This is a genomic window from Companilactobacillus pabuli (genome assembly GCF_014058425.1).
Taxonomy (GTDB): Bacteria; Bacillota; Bacilli; order Lactobacillales; family Lactobacillaceae; genus Companilactobacillus; species Companilactobacillus pabuli.
Map to the genome: position 1 here is coordinate 177,975 of NZ_CP049366.1, position 16,508 is coordinate 194,482.

A 16,508-nucleotide genomic window follows, 5' to 3' on the forward strand; every position below is an offset into this window, starting at 1 on the left:
ATAATAATGATGGGTTATAGTTTAAAACTATAAGTTGGACTATAATAAAACAAAAACTGGAGTAAGCTGATGAGAATTCAACAACTGGAATATCTAGAAACAATTGTCAAAACGGGCTCTTTCAATGAAGCCGCAAAGCAGCTTTATTTGACCCAGCCTAGTCTTTCCAACGCTATTAAAGAATTAGAATCGGAAATGGGGATTCAAATTTTATTGCGCAGTAAATTGGGTGTGACTTTGACCGATGATGGGCGAGAATTCATGATTTATGCTCGACAGGTTTTGGATCAAGTTCAATTATTGAAAGGTCGTTATGAAAAGAGCCCGGTTCGTAAACAAGCCTTTTCGGTGTCAGCTCAACATTACGCCTTTGTTGTCCATGCCTTTGTAGAGTTGATTAAAACCGTCTCGGCAGATGAGTATCAATTTACTTTGCGTGAAACTGAAACGGAAAATATTTTGACTGACTTGTCGAGTTTCAAGAGTGAAATTGGAATTTTGTATTTGAATAACTTCAATAGACGCGTATTAGAAAAGTTGTTTAAAGAATATGACCTAGAGTTCACACCGTTATTCAAAGCTTCGCCACACGTCTTCGTTGGTCGGCAAAATCCTTTGACAAAAAAGAAAAGAGTAACTTTGGCTGATTTAGCAGATTATCCTTATTTATCTTATGAGCAGGGCGACAATAATTCGTTTTATTTTTCAGAAGAAATCTTGAGTACTTTGGATCGTAAGAAAAATATTAAAGTCAGTGATCGAGCTACGATTTTTAATTTGATGGTCGGATTGAACGGCTATACAATCAGTTCTGGAATCATCAGCAATAAATTGAATGATGACAAGATTGTAGCAATTCCTTTAGATGTCGATGATTCAATGACGTTAGGTTGGTTAAAACACAACCAATTGGAGCTCAGTCCGATTGCTAAAAATTATTTAGAGATGTTGAAAGAACATATTAAAGGTTATGGCTTTGATATTATAGATGAAAAAACAGATCACACAAATTGAGGTGTGGTCTGTTTTAATTTAGCGATTTAATAAAAAAGCCATCCATAGCGCCGCTATGCAAACTCTCTTCAATTGGTCCAGCTAATTTGGTAAAGCCAGCTTTGTGATAGACGTGTATGGCTGCTTTTAAATTGTGATGAGTCTCTAGATATAATTTATCGTAGCCAGCTTTTTTAGCAGCCTGTTCGACTAAAGAAATTAATTGATAACTCAGGTGGTGACCTTGGGCAGCTTTAGATAGGTAGAGTTTTTGCAATTCAGCAATATTTTTCTCAAGGTCAAATTCAGCAAATCCAGCGCCACCAACTACTTCTTGAAAATCGTCAACGACAACGAAATAATCACGCCGAGCTTTTTCATAAAATTGACTAAGAGTATCGAGATTTTTGTCAAAGTAAGCTGTACCGGGAATGTCTAAGTGAGCAGCTTTTAGATCTGCTTGTAAAATATGCTTAATAGCCTGATTATCACTGGCTTGAATTGGACGAATTTTCATACAAGCACCTTCTTTATGGTAATTAATTTCATATAATAGCACAAAAAAGTTCACCTGCAAGATTATGCAAGTGAACTTCTTTTACTCATTAGGAAGTGATTCAGCAACGTTCCAAGTCAAAGTTCCGGTATACTGCCCGGCTGGAGAAACATTGAGTTGCTTTAAAAGTAGTCCAGTGTTTTTTGTCCATTCATCAGCAATGTTTTCGGTAACGTTAGTATCATGAGAAGTGTCTTCTTGATCGATAACAGTTGGCTCATCACTCAGCGTAGTGAAATCATCATCGTTATACTGACGATAGACCAAAGCTAAATTGTCGTTTAATGTTTCACCGTTTGAATATAGACCATTGGTTGTAACGGTCAATTGCCAAGGAGATCTTAAACTAGTTACGCTTAAATCAAAGTTGTTTTTTCTGGATAAATATTGTGTTGTATCACCATAATTAACATCTTGAAATTGTAATGATTTGGAAACCTCAAGACTAAGCATCTTATTGGGTTTAGTCGTTACATTATACGTAACGGTGTTGGAAATTAATCCATTAGCCTGGTCAATTGCCTTAACGGTGACTTTTTGTGTGGAGTTGAGGGTAAAGAGATTCCAGAAATCATCGTCGTTTATTAAGGACTTGAGATCAATTGTTTGTTTAAAGCTATTTCCAGAAGCCGTTGCACCAACGTTATACGTTTTACTTTCAGCAGTAATTTGGTAAATGACATTAGTAGTAGCCGTATCATCACCGAAGCTATGGTTGTCACTATAAGTCAGGGTATTTTCTAGATTTAGAGTAGCGTTATCGGACTTATAAAGTAAGTCAATATTAGAATTATCATTTGATAAATTAAACGTATATTGTTTAGGAGCTAGAATAGTAAATTCAGGACTATTAGTGGAAGAAATTTGGTTAGAACCAGTGAATGTGGCAACTGCTTTGTCGACGTTTATATCACTAGTAGTGTCATTATTAGCTGTAGCTGAAATAGTGATTTTGGCCGTTGTTCCGGCAGAACCAGTTTTGTTGCCAAGAGTTTTAGCCAAAGTATGTTGTAAAGTTTGATCGGTTAATTCACTTTGACTAATAGCTTCCTTAGTACCGTCGGCGTAGGTGATATAAGCCACATTTCCATCACTATCGGGTGTCAAAGTCACGTGATCGGGGATTTTAATTTTAGCAGCAATATCTTCCCAATTGACGTTACCTTGAAGATAGTTTAATTGATAGTTAAGAGCTAACTTATCACCATTAGCGACAGTTTTGTCAGTAGAATCAGCGTTGATAGTTTTGTTCAAGGTTGTATCAGTTATCGAGGCATCGGCATCAGCGTAAAGTAAATCAGGGATTGAATCAAGAGCTACTAATTTACTGGCAACTGAGTCTGATGGTCCGTTAGCAGCAGTAAAGCCCCAGCGGACTTTGCCATCGGTCGTATTTAACTTAGAAGTATCGACTTTAATAGTGTCAGTAGTAGGTTTGTAATCACCTTTGGTTGCAGTATTGTCAGAATAATCTAAATTCTTATCATTGAAATAATAAGTCAATGTCGCATCGTTACTGCCTTCTGCAGCAGGTGTCCATTTGATCGTTACATGATGCCAATAGACAGGATTATTATCCTCATCGTAAGCATCAATCAAATAATTAGCTTGAGGACTGATATGAACTAATCCAAAACCTGTTTTGAAAGGAAGAAAATTGCTATAACCGGAAATATCACCTGATTGATAACTATCAGCCAATCCAGGATAAGTTAAAGCAATGTGACCATATGTACCACCAGAACCATAACGAGCAGTATCTGGAAAGCCAAGTGCCGTTAGATTAGAAGTTGAAGTACCAAATTGGGTATCAAAACCATTTAAAGTGAAATAGCGATAGGCAGATGGAAAACTTACGCCATTATTATTAAGTGGCTTATTACTAGAATTATAGAAATTATTTTTATCAGTATCGAATTCCAAAGCAACACTGTTTTGAATAGCCGTATTTTTAATGTAATCTTGTTTAGCACCTGTACCACCAATAAGCTCAACTCTGGAAGCATCATAACCGTAAACACCGATACCTTCTAGACCCGCACCCAAAGCGGAGATTCCATTAGAATCATTTTGAAGGACGAAGGTGATTCCTTCACTATTAACATCAGAAGATCCGTCACCACTACCAAAGTAAAGCCAAGCAGAAATGGTTTGTTCTTTTTTGATATCAAAAGATTTATCGGTCGACCACATCGAACCGTAAGTGTTTTTACCACTTGCTAGAGCAATAACATTTCCACTAGCGGAGTTATTACCTGAGTGATCAACGATTTGAGCAGAGTTAGTATCGTAAATATCTTTTGAGTCGTAGACATTAGGTTTAGCATTCGACATGTAATTACTGATACCAATACCGTTGGGAGCGTTGTTTAAAACTGATAAATCAGTATCATTAGTCAAAGCTGCATTAATATTCGTTGCTGGTAAGATTGTAAAAAGGGCCGTAGCAATGATTAGACTTTTGAAAATTTGATTTAGTTTCATAATAAAAAACTCCTCCCTCAAATATTTGCTCTATAAGTAATATTATATCGGGTTATATATCAAAATATTTTCAAAAAATATATGTTTTTCTATCGATATTTGGTAATTAGGAAATAATTATAAGAAATCAAGGAATTATTGAGTTATAAATTGATAGTTTTTCATTTTCAGAAATAAAAATCCAATTATACCAATCCAATAAAAATACCTAAAAGTTGTATCATAAAGGTAAGAATATGTTTGGAGGAAAAATTTATGGAATTCACGAAAATTGATTTAGATACTTGGACTCGCAAAGAAGTGTTCAACCATTTTATTGAACAAAAAACTACTTATAACATGACTAGCAACGTTTCCATCACTAAGGCGGTTAAATTTGCTAAAGATAATAACTATGACTTTTATCCATTATTTATTTATTCAATTGTCAGAGTAATTAATTCAAACTATCTTTATCGCATGGATTTCAATGAACAAGGCGAATTAGGTTATTACGACAGTAGTGTGCCATTTTATTCGATTTTTGATAGTCGAACAGAATTGTCCTCTCATATCGACACACCAGATGCTTATACATTTGCGGAATTTGATCGTGACTATTTGAGTGATGTTAAGAAGTACCGTGGTACTGGTAAATTGTTCCCTAAACAACCTGTTCCAAAAAATGTAGTCAATATTTCGATGATTCCCTGGGTTAATTACACTGGATTTAATCTTAATAGCAGTAATAAGGATAATTATTTACTACCAACTGTAACAGCAGGGAGATTCGAAAGAACTGGCGATGAAATCAAGTTGCCAGTCACTTTCCAAATTCATCATGCTGTTTGTGATGGCTATCATGCTTCACAATTCTTTATTAAATTACAAGATATTTTGAATAATGTTGATGAATTGTAATTGATGTTTGTCTGATTAAGGTGATAAGCCTATAATTGAAAAGCAGAGAAGCTTTTTCAGTAAATGAAAGTTACTAAAGAGTAAGACATTGCACATTGTGTGGGTCTTATTTTTTATTTTTTGAAATTATTATAGGAAAGAAGTAGGGGTATGAGTAGGAATCGCAAAATATTAGTTACTTTTGCATTAGTTTTATCCAATATGATGGCGGGACTAGATGCAACGATTATTAATACCGCTTTGCCAGCCATTATCAGTGATTTGCATGGGATTCAATATATGGGTTGGATCGTTGCTATTTTCCTATTAGGGATGGCCGTTTCAACACCGTTATGGAGTAAATTTGGCGAAAAGAAGGGTAATAAAGTCGCCTATATTACTGCAACAATAGTTTTCATGATTGGAGCTTTGTTTCAAGGATTAGCTCCCAATATTATTTGGTTTATTACCGCTAGATGTGTCATGGGGATTGGCGCTGGAGGAATGAACACGATTCCTTTCATCATTTATTCGCAGATATTTAAAAACATCAAACGTCGTTCCCAAGTTATCGGAATTGCTTCAGCCGGATTCAGTGGAACCTCGATTGTTGGGCCTTTGATTGGTGGTTGGATTGTTGATACATTTAGTTGGCACTGGGTCTTCTACATTAATTTGCCTTTAGCTTTGTTATCAATCACAATCGTATCTATCTTCTTCAAGATCAAAGAGCAATTGAATCAAGCCAAAGTCGATTACCGTGGTGCTATTTTAATGGTATTAGGTTTAACATCATTTTTGATAGGAATTCAATTGCTAGGAGTTTCTTCTATTTATGCCGTATTAGCATTCATCGTTATCGGAGCGTTATTGATTTATTGGATGTCACGCGTTGAAAATAAAGTCGAGGATCCAATTGTTCCTAATCGTTTATTCAAAAATGAAAAGCTAGTAATTGATTTGATTTTGTTTGCTCTACTGTGGGGATCATTTGTGGCTTTTAATATCTACATTCCAATGTGGGCTCAAGGAATTATGGGCTTGAGCGCCTTAATTGGAGGAATGACACAGATTCCTGGGGCAATTGCTAATTTTATCGGATCAGAATTAGAGCCATTGATTCAAAGAAAAATGAGTCGTTATGCAATTATAGCTATTGGGACAGCTTTATTCTTCATTTCCTTTGCTGGATTGTACTGGGCTAGTCAAACCGCTAGTTATACATTCTTATTGATCATGGGTGTGTTCGAAGGTTTTGGTGTCGGAATTTGTTTCAATGCCTTGTTGATTGCCGTACAATTTGATGTCGAAAGTCGAGATGTTCCTATTTCAACTTCATTTGCTTACTTAGTTAGAATTTTGAGTCAAACCTTCATGTCATCGATTTATGGTGTTATCTTGAACCTTGCTCTAATTAAGGGTGTCAAAGAGAGTAGCGGTCACATAACGATGGCTATGATGAATAAGTTGAGTAACGCTGCGGTTGCTAAAGAATTGCCTAAAGCTTATATTCCTGAAATGAAAAATATTTTCTTCCACGGAATTCATAATATTATGCTGACAGCACTTATTTTGATTATTTTAGTTATTATCATTTTAGGCTACTTATTTAGAAGAGAAGCTATTAAGAAACATCAAGTTAAAGTAAATTAAAAGCAATCTCACTGTTGAGGTGAGATTGCTTTTTTTGTAGGTTCGGTATCATAAATCACAGAAATAATCCTTTATTCAATAATAATATTGATCGGTAATTTGTTTATCGTTATAGTAAATATATGTAGCTTTTTATAAATCAAATATCTAAGGGGAAAGTAATTATTATGAGTACATTAGTTGATATACCAATACCATCAAGATTTAGAATTGGGGAATTGTTTCAAAATAACAATTTTATGGTGCCGCTTTATCAAAGAAACTATGCTTGGCAAAATAGTGAAATTGTTGATTTTTGGGAAGATTTATTAGACCTAGTAGAAGATAAAAGAAATAGTCACTTTTTTGGTCAAATCGTAACATATAAAAATGAATCTGGTAGTCAAGAAATAATCGACGGACAACAACGTTTGACGACTAGTACTATTTTTATGGCAGCCATTCGTGATATTGCTCAAAAAATGTATGCTGATAACTTTAAAGGTTCTCAAGATGAATCAAACTTGGAACTTGGTGATTCTTTACGTGATATCAAGCGTGAGGTAAACAAGACTATTCGTGGTATGAATGGTGAGGAATCATCCTTAATGGTCCAACAAAACTCTAAAAATAAAGAACAAAATGTCCAAACATTTTTCTTTGCTTTGACACATTCTGATATCAAAGTTCGTGATGAAAAGACTAATTCTGAACCTAAAAAGAATATGCAACACGCTTATAAGGACATTACTCAGTGGATCAATTCTTATTTGAAACAGTATAAGCAATTAAATGAAAGAATTTCCAAGTTACAATTGATTTTTGATTCATTTTTCAGCAATTTTTATATTGTTATGATTTCTGCTCCAAGTAGAAAGGATGCTTTCACTATTTTTGAGACTTTGAATAGTCGTGGTAAAGATTTGATGGCGTCCGATATTATTAAAAATCATTTGATGTCTTTGATGGGTGAGGATATTCAAGAAGGTAATGAAAAATGGAATAAGTTAACTGAAAAATTAGACAATAACAGCAATCGTATCACTCGTTTTATCAGAACTTATTGGGCTTCGAAGAAACGTATCGTACCTGAATCAAAGCTTTATCGAGAAGTTAGTGCGGAGGTCAATAACCTCAATGAAGCACGGACTTTCTTGGATGATTTGGATAAATTAGTTGATTTGTACACTGTTTTGGAATCACCAACTAGTCCTAAAGCTCATTATGATTTTTTTGAAAACAAACAAGTGATTCAAGGTATCGATATTCTAAATCGTTTGAACGTTAAATTGTATTATCCAATCGTTATGGCGATGTATTACAACAATTACAGTGAAGACGGAATGTTGAAAGTAATTACGAAGATAACTTCTGTATTCATTCGTCATCGTACTATTATTAATGATGGTACAAATAAATTAGAGACTGGTTTTTCGGATATTGCCCGCAAGATTTGGAATTTGGAATTGAAGAATATTGAAGATATCAATCTAGAGCTCAATAAGAAGCTTTTGCCATCTTCAGAAGCTACCAAGGCTAGTTTTACAGTATTGAAAAAGTCTGGTGGTCAACGTGGCGCAAAAAAGTGGACGTTGGTCTACCTCTTGTCAGAACTATATGGAACCGAATATGGGGACTTCGAAGACGGTTATTATAGCAGCGTCTTCAATGATGATGACTATCGTCTAGTTCAAATTAGTTTAGATCCAGAACTCGGTGATCATCGAGAATTCGTTGGTAATTGGGTCTTGATTGAAAAAGGTTTGAGTAAAAATGATTTCAAAAATGAGGCCGAATTAGCTGATAAATTGGCTAAATCAAAACTTCTAGGAAATAAAAAACTTGCTCAAGTATTGAACTCAGGCAAGTGGTCAAAAGAAAATATTGTTAAACGCCAAAAGAACTTTGCTGATGATGCAACAGTAATTTGGTAATTCATGGTCTGTAGAGAAATCTACAGGCTTTTTTAGAAGAGAGTTTTAATCCCCATGAAGATCAGTAAAATAGCAATAAAGTATTGGACCAAATAAGCTCGTTTACTTTTAGCTAATTTATTGACTAACAGTGGTGCAATGAAAGCTCCAACGATAGCACCGATTATTAGAGGAATGCCGGCTTGCCAATAAATACTTCCATTAGTCATATGCATGATGGAACCTAAGAAACTCATTCCCACTAAAACGTATGAAGAAGTAGCAGTGGCATTGAAAGTGTCTAATCCTAGAATTAGTAACCCAGCTAGAATTGGGCCGCCACCACTTAAGCCAGCGATTCCAACCATTAAACCACTGAGAACACCGTACATTGCTGCTGCAAATTTTCCGTGGGTCTTGTTTTTGGTAGATGTACTTCTTTGTTTAATAATTATTTGAATTCCTAATGCAGTTAAAATAATAGCAATCAGCCAAGTATAGATTAATTGAGGAATAAATGGCGCAACCAAAGCCCCGACAATAACTGCAGGAAGGGCAGATATTAACATCTGGTTTCCATAATGGAAATTAACTCGTCCTTGTTTGATATAAATGATAGTTCCAATTACTAGCGATGGTAAGGCAGTGACGATAGATGTGGCGGCTGCAGAGGCGGGGGCTAAATTAAAGAAAGCAGTTAAGACACCTAGATAAAAGGCAGCTCCACCACCACCCAGCGCTATAACGATAGTCCCAATGACGATACCTAAAATAACTAGAAGAATAAAAGACATATAGTAGAATCCTCCTTTTGAATAATCTATTACTTGTTTGTAAATGTATTTGTAGTTAAACTTATATTTAAGTAATCAATATGTAAAATAGCATTACAATTAGTAATATATAATTACAAAGTGTAAATTTCAAGTGGGAGGGTCAATTTTTGACATCAAGAACTCTGTCTAAAGAAAAAATAATTGTTACAGCAATCGATTTGATCAATGATCAGGAGAATTTAACCTTTACTAATTTAAGTAAAAGATTAGGGACTAGATCACAAGCAATTTACAACTATTATCCTGATGTATTAGCCGTAAAGGTTGCAGTCGCCATAGCATTTTATCAGGATTTAGCTACAAGGTTGCAAGTGGATTTACTAGGATTGTCCGGTAAACAAGCTGTAAAAGCCTTCTGTAATGTCAGCGTGCAATATGCTTTGAGTAAATATCCAGTTACTCAACAAATTTTAAGTATTCCTTCAGGAAAAATTAATGATGAAGAATTAGATAAAAATTCTTTGATGGTTCATGGAATTATGTTGAAATTGTTGGATCCTATTGAATCAGATGAAAAGAAGCAGTTAGTATTAGCCAGAATGTTACGTAATTTAATTGACGGTGAAATCATTCATGTTGGTAATGGTCGTTTCAACAATAAGTTGATTTCTCATCGAGATAGTTTTGATCAAATGTTGAATATCGTTTTAGAAAACTACTAAAAAAACCACCCAAATGGGTGGTTTTGCTATTTATAAATACTTTTTAGTCCATTTAAATCGGCCTCGGATAATTGATAAACACCTTGATCAACTGGATACATAACTGAATTAGTATAAGAACTATGAGCTAAGCCCAAAGCGTGACCTAATTCATGCATAGCAACGGATTTTTTGACTGATAGAGTTGGGTAAGTCAAATTCAATCCGGCCCGACTAGTATTGATGGCGTAGTCATTTAATTGTAAGGCAGAAGGACCACCGTTTCCTAATTCAACTGAGCTAGACATGACGTTTTCAATCTTCTTGTGATAAATGAAGAAAGTCACACTATTTTGATCAGAATCAGCTTTACCAGGAATCAAGTTGACGATACCAGTTTTGTTATATTGCTCAACAGCGTACTCAAATACTTGGCGTGCTGATTGAGGAACGTTGTCTTTGAAGTGATAATAGTAAGTCTTAGAAGTTGTCATACCCTGAAGTGGTTCTTCAGTAGGAGTGGTAGCTTTGCCAACTTGCTTTTCAGTAGTAGTTTCCCTTTGACCAGATAGCTTTTTTTCAATGTTAGCTTTAATTAAATAAACGTATGGTTGAATTTGATTGTTCGCCGATTGCAGCTCACTTTTGACTTGTGGAACAATCTGGGGCTTGATTTGAACGACAGCAAATATACCAGCTAAAACAATCAACCAAGCAATCCATGAATTTTTACTCATTGTTTCTCCTTAAAAATTGGTTCTGTGTCTTCTTATAATAGTTTTTTAACTATCAAAAGTCCACTATTAGCTTACTTATTGTCCTGTAAAGAACTACGTTTGGGACTAGTCCAAGTACCCGAACCAAATCCTAGAATTGTTTTAACAGCGGGGATGAAAGTCATCACAACGGTAATTGGATTAATTATCCAATAAAATAACATGTATAAAGGAGCAAAGAAGGCATATTTAAGTTTGACACCGTGGTGATCGAGCAACAGAGCGGTAAATAATTGGAAACAACCAGCAATTAATTCAAAAGTAACAAAGATAAATGAAATTACAAAAGCGTGGAAGACTCGTTCAAAATCTCCATGAAGTAGAAGCCAAAGCATCGTTATGATGAATATAACGGAGGTAATGACGAAGAAAAACGACCAAATAATTGAAAGCGTTGAGTCAATAAACATCGACATTTGATAGCGACGTTTGATGGGATGAAAAAGAAATTTCTTCAAATTAGTTAACCAAACTTCAGTACCACCTTGAGCCCAACGTTTACGCTGCTTGTATAGTTGGGGAATGGATTCTGGTACATTCATGTGAAAGACGATATTAGGAGCAAATCTTGGTACCGCACCAATCGTTTGGTGATCCCAAGCAATGCTAATATCTTCAGTCGCTCTATCTTGTCGAAAGCCACCAACGTCAATCAAAAAATCTTTTTTATATAAAGTATTAGCACCACTGTAGGCATACATTGAGTCATTGATAGAAGTTTGACTACGTTTGATGGTACCAACAATACTAGAAAATTCGACCGTTTGTGATTTACCAAGCATCGTACTGCGATTTTGTACATCCATATTAGCAGTGACAGCAGAAGTGTTCATATCACGATTGTGAATAAAGAAGTTCATGTATTTCATCAATGCATCTGGTTCGGGAATCGTATCAGCGTCGTTGCTTAAAATGTATTCGCCTTTAGCAAAATGCATACCGATATTGAAGGCATGTGCTTTACCCTTATTTTTTACAATATTGATGACTCTCAATCGAGGGTAAGTCAGTTGCAATCGTTCGAGAATTTCTTGAGTTTTGTCAGTTGAGCCGTCGTTAGTAACTAAGACTTCGAAGTTTTGGTAATTTAAGTTATTAAATAGGTAAGTAATGGTTTCTTCTATGACCACTTCTTCGTTGTGAGCTGGTATCATAATGGTGATCATCGGTTGCTTATTAGGTGGGATTTCTTCCCAGTTATCATCGTATTTGTTTTTCTTCAAGAAGCGATAGCATAGCGCACCACTGAACCAGAAAAATGAACCAATAATGGGATATAAGCAAAGAATCAACAAGCAAATATTGATGACTGTACCCAGTGTAGTAGAACCGGCAATATGGTCGATAAATATATTTTTCATAAAATCCCCTTAATCGACGTCATCGAGATCTTTTTTGGCATAAAGTTCTTGGATTTGATGAGTCTCTAAATTTTGTTCTGGTTTGACGGTATAGTTTTTGACATGTTCACGAAATTCTTTAGGTCCAAAACGTTTATCAATAAAATCATCGATGGTTTTCTTACGTTCCTTTTGATTGATAGGATTAAAAGTTGGCCACTGTTCAACAATTCGATCACGCTTGCGATTTTGAATGATAGTCATACTGATAGAAAAGATTAGAGTCATGACCCAAGCAAAAATCAAAATAACGCCAATAAACTTGATTTCATAAATTCCTTCGTGGTAAGACCATAAATGTGGTACTCGTGGATCAAAGCTAGCCCAAAAAGCTAGTACCGTTATAACGATTGGAATGATAACTGCTAACCAACCAATAATGGCAATCAGCACTTGGCGAATCTTTAATAGCCAATGACCTGATTCAAAAAATTTATCAGTATAAAGTTGTTGCTTATCTTTTTTCATTTTCCTCTTCCTGTTTAGATTTGATAGGATTTACGGGATGACCAAAGAGATAACCTTGACGAGTGGGAATGTTTAGTTGTTCAGCCAAAGCTTCGTCTTTTTCGTTTTCAATTCCCATCAAAATCAAATTAATATCATGTTCTTTGGAAATACGATTCCAAGATTGTAGATTGAGATCAAGCCAAACACTTGGGTCATCTTTACGGAAACTCCGCATTGAACATTTGATATTATCGACAAAAGGTAGCATCCACTCAATTGCTTTTAAATTGGCCATTTCTGAGCCAACGTTGTCGATACTGAATTGCATATTGTAATTTCTAGCTTCACGAATACGCTTCTCGAAGAGATGTTTCTTGTGAAACTTTTTGATGTTTCCCGGTGAGAACTCAATTGATAACTTCATCGGTTCGATTTTTGAGATAGCCCAACGAACAAAGTATTGAAAGTCACGACTGATGATTTGATTGTATTCTAGATTGATCGATAAAACGTAAGGTTCAGTTGGTAAAGCCTTGAAGGTGTCCTCTAATAAAAAAACTACTCGTTGTAATGGTAAAGAATCCAACTTTTTGGGCAAAGTCCAAGAGTTGTCTGGTTGTTGTTGACGTAAGAGGCATTCATAACCAACGGTTTTGTCATGATAGTCAACTTGTCGTTGAATAAAGTAGCGCAAATGAAAATTTTTATTTTCTAGATAATTATTGTTGGTTTTTCGAGACCGCCAATAAAAAATGGCTATTGTTATACCGAAGACAAAAATTGTCGCGATAACTAGCCATAGTAAGGTTAATTCAAATTGTAAAAAGCTCATTATATACACCTACATGTAGTTTTATAAATCTAATTATAAACCATGATGATAGTAAATATTGCATTCATTTATTGTAAAAAAATACTTGATATTTTAATTGAAACTAATATTTAATGGTAATTATTTAATGGCCATTATCAGGAAAAACGTTTAAATGAAAATTTGTTCGAATAAATATTGACTGGCAACATGTTTGAACATATAATGTAAGCGTAAACAAAGCAGTTATTTCAAAAAAGGGATGAACGTTATGGATAAGCAAGCACTGATTTCTATCACAGCACCAGCCAGTGGGAAACTTTTAACGCTGTCAAAGGTACCTGATCCAGTCTTTTCACAAGGACTAATGGGACAAGGATTTGCAATTGAGCCTGATTCTTCAGATATCGTCGCACCAGTATCAGGAACTGTAACTTTGGTTTCGAATACTAAGCATGCCTTTGGTATCAAGACAAATGATGGAGTAGATGTCTTAGTACATTTGGGTATCGACACTGTGGAATTGAAGGGAGCACCTTTTGAAGTTTCAATTAAACAAGGTGATACCGTAACTAGTGGCCAACCAGTTGTGAAAATGAATCTAAAGATGATTCAAGATGCTGGAAAAAATACCACGGTGATTTTAGCAATAACTAATAGTAATGATATTTTAAATAATTTAATGATTACGGGAACATCCAATGTAAAGGGTGGTCAAATCATCGCGGTAATTAATGTTAAAGAAACTGAAGAGCCAACTACCATTAAATCAGGTAATAAATATGATCAATTAGCCACAGAAATTATCAAAAATGTTGGTGGGGTAGAGAACATCGATAGCTTAATTCACTGTATTACTAGATTGCGTTTTTATTTGAAGGATGATACAAAAGCTAATACAGCAGTTATTGAAAACCTTGATGGTGTCATCACAGTAACTAAAGCGGGCGGACAATATCAAGTCGTCATTGGTCAAGCTGTGGTTGATGTTTATGATGCTGTTATTAAGCAGATTGGTCCAGGTTTTACTAACGATGCTGCTACTGCTGAAGCTGTGGCCCAAACAACGAAAGATGCTAAAAAAGTCCATGGAATTTGGCCTAATATTAAACTTGGAATAAGTAATTTTATTGGTGTTTTGACTGCTTCAATGATTCCAATTATTGGTATTCTAGCAGGTTCAGGTATTTTGAAAGGGATTTTAGCAGCTCTAACAGGTTTTAAGATTTTATCAACAACTAGTGGTACTTATGTAATTTTAAATGCGGTTGGGGATGCAACATTTTATTTCTTACCAGTTGTTTTAGGATTTACGGCAGCTAAGAAATTAGGTTCTGATCCAATCGTATTAGGAATTGTCGGTGGAATTTTGATCTATCCGCAAATTGTTACTCTAGCTGGTAAAGCCAGTACGGCCAGCACTAACTTTTTAGGCATACCGACAACATTAGTATCGTATGTTTCTTCAGTTTTTCCAATTATTGTGGCAGCTTGGTTGGGCAAATACGTTGAAAAGTTCTTGAAAAAAATAATTCCAACTTATTTAAGAAGTGTCTTCGTACCAATTTTGGAAGCTTTGATTTTGAGTTTGATTATCTTTATTGGAGTGGGACCAATCGTTACCGTAATTAGTAAAGGTTTATCTGCCGGTTTAGTTTCAATTTACAACTTCAGTCCAGCGTTATCTGGTTTTATTTTAGGTGGACTTTATCAAACAATGGTCATCTTTGGACTTCACTGGGGTCTGATTCCAATTGTTATCAACGATATTGCCACTAATGGTCACAGTTATATCAATTCGATTCTTTCCATAACGATGGTTGCTCAAGGTGGTGCCGTTCTAGCAGTTTTCTTGAAGACTAAGAATAAGAAATTAAAGGAAATGTCTTTAGCAGCAGCTATTTCAGCCTTTTGTGGCGTTACGGAACCAGCACTTTATGGTGTTAACTTAAAATATAAACGAGTTTTTGTTGTTGCAAGTATCGCCAGTGCTATTGGTGGAGCTTTGACAGGATTCTTGAAAGTTGACAATTATGCTTTGTCAGGAGCTTTGATTGGATTCCCAGCTTTTATCACGCCAGGAGTCGGTATTGGCAGCAATTTCTATGGTTATTTAATATCACACTACGCAACATTGCTAATTTCCGTTGTACTTGTCTATCTATTTGGCTATACTGATAAAATGCTAGCAAAAAGAAATGACCCAATGAACGTAGAAAACGTCGAAGTGGCATAGCAAGGGAGATTATAAGATATGGAAGCAAAGAAATATAATCTTGAAGTCTCCAATCATGATTTTACCGTTAAGAGTTATTGGCTTGACCAAGTAGAAGATTTCAATCAAACAGTCGATTATCCAATCGTAGTAATTTGTCCGGGTGGAGGATTCACCTTTCATTCGGCTCGTGAAGAAGAACCAGTAGCGTTACGTTTCAATTCTTTTGGAATGCACGCTGTAGTCTTAGAGTACAAGTTGATTGATCAAGAAACGGTTTATCCAACAGCGTTACAAGAATTGGCGAAAACGATTGATTGGATCAACAAACAACCGACTTCACGACATATTGATAAGAAACGTATTATTTTAGTTGGCTTTTCAGCTGGTGGAAACCTAGTGGCGAGTTATAACGGAATTGGAACTGATCCAAAACTTCGTCAAAAATATCAAATTGATCATTTAACTGGCGAACATGCTGGAGTGATCTTAGGTTATCCAGCAATTGATTTGACCATTAAAGGAAGTTTTCCTGATGATGACAAGGTTTTACACGAGATAAGTACTGATCCAACTTTTTGGAAGGCTCAGGATTTGTTAAACGAAAATTCTAAACCAGCTTTTGTTTGGCAGACGAGAACGGATGAATTAGTTAATGTCATCAACTCATTGACTTATGTTGAAAGAATGACTCAACTAGGTTTGGAAGCCGAATATCACATGTTTGGCTCAGGCATTCACGGGCTAGTCTTTGGTACATATGTCACACAAAAACCGGGTAAAGATAAGTACTTAAATGCCTGGACTTCTAAATGGATCGAATTAGCTTTAAATTGGCTTCAAATGATGAAATTACTCGGATAAAAAAATCCCAATTCTCAAATTGATGAGAGTTGGGATTTTTGCTTAGTAACAAACAAAT

At 35.3% G+C, this 16,508-nt stretch carries 14 protein-coding genes; 7 read left to right on the top strand and 7 right to left on the bottom strand.

The features are described from left to right. Window positions 1-69 precede the first annotated feature (69 nt). Window positions 70-1,014: a LysR family transcriptional regulator gene (locus tag G6534_RS00865; protein WP_182083021.1), complete on the top strand. Its 945-nt coding sequence runs from the start codon at window positions 70-72 to the stop codon at window positions 1,012-1,014. A gap of 13 nt (window positions 1,015-1,027) precedes the next feature. On the opposite strand, the gene G6534_RS00870 is transcribed toward G6534_RS00865, so the two are convergent. After that, window positions 1,028-1,510 carry a GNAT family N-acetyltransferase gene (locus tag G6534_RS00870; RefSeq protein WP_182083022.1) on the bottom strand — a complete coding sequence of 161 codons (483 nt, stop codon included), beginning with the start codon at window positions 1,508-1,510 and terminating at the stop codon, window positions 1,028-1,030. A gap of 81 nt (window positions 1,511-1,591) precedes the next feature. Next, on the bottom strand, window positions 1,592-4,033 hold the full coding sequence (locus G6534_RS00875) for an L-type lectin family protein (protein ID WP_182083023.1): 2,442 nt from the start codon (window positions 4,031-4,033) through the stop codon (window positions 1,592-1,594). 255 nt (window positions 4,034-4,288) lie between these two features. Here G6534_RS00875 and G6534_RS00880 point away from each other — a divergent pair, with 255 nt between their 5' ends. From G6534_RS00880 to G6534_RS00890, 3 genes are all read left to right on the top strand, one after another. After that, window positions 4,289-4,933, top strand: a complete 645-nt coding sequence (locus tag G6534_RS00880) for a CatA-like O-acetyltransferase (RefSeq protein ID WP_059074904.1) — start codon at window positions 4,289-4,291, stop codon at window positions 4,931-4,933. A 150-nt stretch (window positions 4,934-5,083) separates the two neighbouring features. Further along, the gene (locus G6534_RS00885) at window positions 5,084-6,565 is read left to right on the top strand and encodes an MFS transporter (protein WP_182083024.1); all 1,482 of its coding nucleotides are present in this window, start codon (window positions 5,084-5,086) and stop codon (window positions 6,563-6,565) included. Window positions 6,566-6,732: 167 nt separating this feature from the next. After that, on the top strand, window positions 6,733-8,478 hold the full coding sequence (locus G6534_RS00890) for a DUF262 domain-containing protein (RefSeq protein ID WP_182083025.1): 1,746 nt from the start codon (window positions 6,733-6,735) through the stop codon (window positions 8,476-8,478). A gap of 32 nt (window positions 8,479-8,510) precedes the next feature. Here the strand turns inward: G6534_RS00890 and G6534_RS00895 are convergent, their stop codons facing one another. Next, window positions 8,511-9,251 (bottom strand): sulfite exporter TauE/SafE family protein, encoded by a 741-nt coding sequence (locus G6534_RS00895; RefSeq protein WP_182083026.1) that lies wholly within the window; start codon window positions 9,249-9,251, stop codon window positions 8,511-8,513. A 149-nt stretch (window positions 9,252-9,400) separates the two neighbouring features. On the opposite strand from G6534_RS00895, the gene G6534_RS00900 reads away from it, so the two are divergent. Then, window positions 9,401-9,955, top strand: a complete 555-nt coding sequence (locus G6534_RS00900) for a TetR/AcrR family transcriptional regulator (protein ID WP_182083027.1) — start codon at window positions 9,401-9,403, stop codon at window positions 9,953-9,955. Between the two features lie 26 nt (window positions 9,956-9,981). Here G6534_RS00900 and G6534_RS00905 read toward each other — a convergent pair whose 3' ends face one another. The 4 genes from G6534_RS00905 to G6534_RS00920 form a co-directional block, all read right to left on the bottom strand. Continuing rightward, on the bottom strand, window positions 9,982-10,671 hold the full coding sequence (locus tag G6534_RS00905) for a M57 family metalloprotease (protein WP_182083028.1): 690 nt from the start codon (window positions 10,669-10,671) through the stop codon (window positions 9,982-9,984). Between the two features lie 71 nt (window positions 10,672-10,742). After that, a complete protein-coding gene (locus G6534_RS00910) occupies window positions 10,743-12,071 on the bottom strand; it encodes a glycosyltransferase family 2 protein (protein ID WP_182083029.1) in 1,329 nt (442 codons plus the stop codon). 9 nt (window positions 12,072-12,080) lie between these two features. Beyond that, window positions 12,081-12,578 (bottom strand): hypothetical protein, encoded by a 498-nt coding sequence (locus G6534_RS00915; protein WP_182083030.1) that lies wholly within the window; start codon window positions 12,576-12,578, stop codon window positions 12,081-12,083. Beyond that, a complete protein-coding gene (locus G6534_RS00920) occupies window positions 12,565-13,392 on the bottom strand; it encodes an EAL domain-containing protein (RefSeq protein WP_182083031.1) in 828 nt (275 codons plus the stop codon). Before G6534_RS00920 ends, G6534_RS00915 begins: the two co-directional genes overlap by 14 nt. Window positions 13,393-13,642: 250 nt before the next feature. Here G6534_RS00920 and G6534_RS00925 point away from each other — a divergent pair, with 250 nt between their 5' ends. Continuing rightward, window positions 13,643-15,607 (top strand): PTS sugar transporter subunit IIABC, encoded by a 1,965-nt coding sequence (locus G6534_RS00925; RefSeq protein WP_420826953.1) that lies wholly within the window; start codon window positions 13,643-13,645, stop codon window positions 15,605-15,607. A gap of 18 nt (window positions 15,608-15,625) precedes the next feature. Next, a complete protein-coding gene (locus G6534_RS00930) occupies window positions 15,626-16,450 on the top strand; it encodes an alpha/beta hydrolase (RefSeq protein WP_182083033.1) in 825 nt (274 codons plus the stop codon). Window positions 16,451-16,508 lie beyond the last annotated feature (58 nt).

Bases quoted from the DNA above. Each gene is read 5' to 3' on its own strand.
- G6534_RS00865 (WP_182083021.1), top strand. From the start codon at position 70: ATGAGAATTCAACAACTGGAATATCTAGAAACAATTGTCAAAACGGGC.
- G6534_RS00870 (WP_182083022.1), bottom strand. From the start codon at position 1,510: ATGAAAATTCGTCCAATTCAAGCCAGTGATAATCAGGCTATTAAGCAT.
- G6534_RS00875 (WP_182083023.1), bottom strand. From the start codon at position 4,033: ATGAAACTAAATCAAATTTTCAAAAGTCTAATCATTGCTACGGCCCTT.
- G6534_RS00880 (WP_059074904.1), top strand. From the start codon at position 4,289: ATGGAATTCACGAAAATTGATTTAGATACTTGGACTCGCAAAGAAGTG.
- G6534_RS00885 (WP_182083024.1), top strand. From the start codon at position 5,084: ATGAGTAGGAATCGCAAAATATTAGTTACTTTTGCATTAGTTTTATCC.
- G6534_RS00890 (WP_182083025.1), top strand. From the start codon at position 6,733: ATGAGTACATTAGTTGATATACCAATACCATCAAGATTTAGAATTGGG.
- G6534_RS00895 (WP_182083026.1), bottom strand. From the start codon at position 9,251: ATGTCTTTTATTCTTCTAGTTATTTTAGGTATCGTCATTGGGACTATC.
- G6534_RS00905 (WP_182083028.1), bottom strand. From the start codon at position 10,671: ATGAGTAAAAATTCATGGATTGCTTGGTTGATTGTTTTAGCTGGTATA.
- G6534_RS00910 (WP_182083029.1), bottom strand. From the start codon at position 12,071: ATGAAAAATATATTTATCGACCATATTGCCGGTTCTACTACACTGGGT.
- G6534_RS00915 (WP_182083030.1), bottom strand. From the start codon at position 12,578: ATGAAAAAAGATAAGCAACAACTTTATACTGATAAATTTTTTGAATCA.
- G6534_RS00920 (WP_182083031.1), bottom strand. From the start codon at position 13,392: ATGAGCTTTTTACAATTTGAATTAACCTTACTATGGCTAGTTATCGCG.
- G6534_RS00925 (WP_420826953.1), top strand. From the start codon at position 13,643: ATGGATAAGCAAGCACTGATTTCTATCACAGCACCAGCCAGTGGGAAA.
- G6534_RS00930 (WP_182083033.1), top strand. From the start codon at position 15,626: ATGGAAGCAAAGAAATATAATCTTGAAGTCTCCAATCATGATTTTACC.